At 39.5% G+C, this 1159-nt stretch carries 2 protein-coding genes and 1 pseudogene; 2 read left to right on the forward strand and 1 reads right to left on the reverse strand.

Annotated features, from left to right (window positions below):
* Positions 1-159 (reverse strand): IS1 family transposase (locus BFF42_RS17975; RefSeq protein ID WP_032277379.1); only part of this gene is annotated, 159 nt, incomplete at its 3' end.
* A gap of 171 nt (positions 160-330) precedes the next feature.
* Here BFF42_RS17975 and ytfI point away from each other — a divergent pair.
* Positions 331-945: pseudogene (gene ytfI / locus BFF42_RS17980) on the forward strand (protein YtfI); the annotation flags it as partial.
* Positions 946-1000: 55 nt separating this feature from the next.
* Positions 1001-1159, forward strand: a 159-nt coding sequence (locus BFF42_RS17985; protein WP_032277379.1) for an IS1 family transposase, incomplete at its 3' end; no start/stop codon positions are given.

The raw sequence follows: 1159 nt of genomic DNA on the forward strand, positions 1-1159 counted from the left end.
GTGCGTACCGGGCTGAGAGGCGGTGTAAGTGAACTGTAGTTGCCATGTTTTACGGCAATGAGAGCAGAGATAGCGCTGATGTCCGGCAGTGCTTTTGCCGTTACGCACCACGCCTTCAGTAGCGGAGCAGGAAGGACATCTGATGGAAATGGAAGCCACGCAAGCACCTTAAAATCACCATCATACACTAAATCAGTAAGTTGGCAGCATTACCCAAAAATTCAATTGCTAATAAGTTACATTTTAATAATGAGCGTTTTTTGATAGTTTACTTCTATAATGAGATATTTAATGGCGACATAAAATAACCAAATAAAATAAGGTAGCCATATGTTACCCAGGATCAGACACAATAATTTTATTGGTGCGGTGGAGTTATTCGTAAAATCATCGCATACAAAAACACATTCAAACAATTTTTTTAATAATATTCAGCATGCATTTAAGAAAAAAGATTGGGTTTCGAATTATGATAGCCTGTTAACTTTGTGGGAGTTTTTTCGTTGCGCAACTCAGATTGATAAAGATAGTTATCAAGTGCTTTCATCAAAAAATGAAACTGTTAAAGCCATGGATAAGTTTCTTATCAGTTTCAGCCTTAAAGATAACGGTGCCGAATATACAATGACATTGCGAGGCAGTGGATTTGAATACGAAGAAATCCCCATAACAATAAATGAGTATAACTCATTCATGGATTTCAAAAACCGTGAATTTCCGTTAGAACAAAACAGAAGATTGTATGCCTGGGATATTCTGCAGAAAAAACAGTCTGACATACCGAAAAGGATTAAAGGTTATATTCACCAGGCGATTGGTGACGTGTCTTTAGGTTATGCCTTATTGGAGGATATAGTAAGCAAATTAAAACGGGGTAAATTTGAACTCCAAATACCAGGAGGTGGAATTAAAGAATGCGATGGATGGTATATTTACGAAAAAATAGGTAATGCTGCCAACTTACTGATTTAGTGTATGATGGTGATTTTAAGGTGCTTGCGTGGCTTCCATTTCCATCAGATGTCCTTCCTGCTCCGCTACTGAAGGCGTGGTGCGTAACGGCAAAAGCACTGCCGGACATCAGCGCTATCTCTGCTCTCATTGCCGTAAAACATGGCAACTACAGTTCACTTACACCGCCTCTCAGCCCGGTACGCAC

It is taken from the genome of Shigella sp. FC1661, from assembly GCF_001712525.1.
GTDB lineage: Bacteria > Pseudomonadota > Gammaproteobacteria > Enterobacterales > Enterobacteriaceae > Escherichia > Escherichia coli.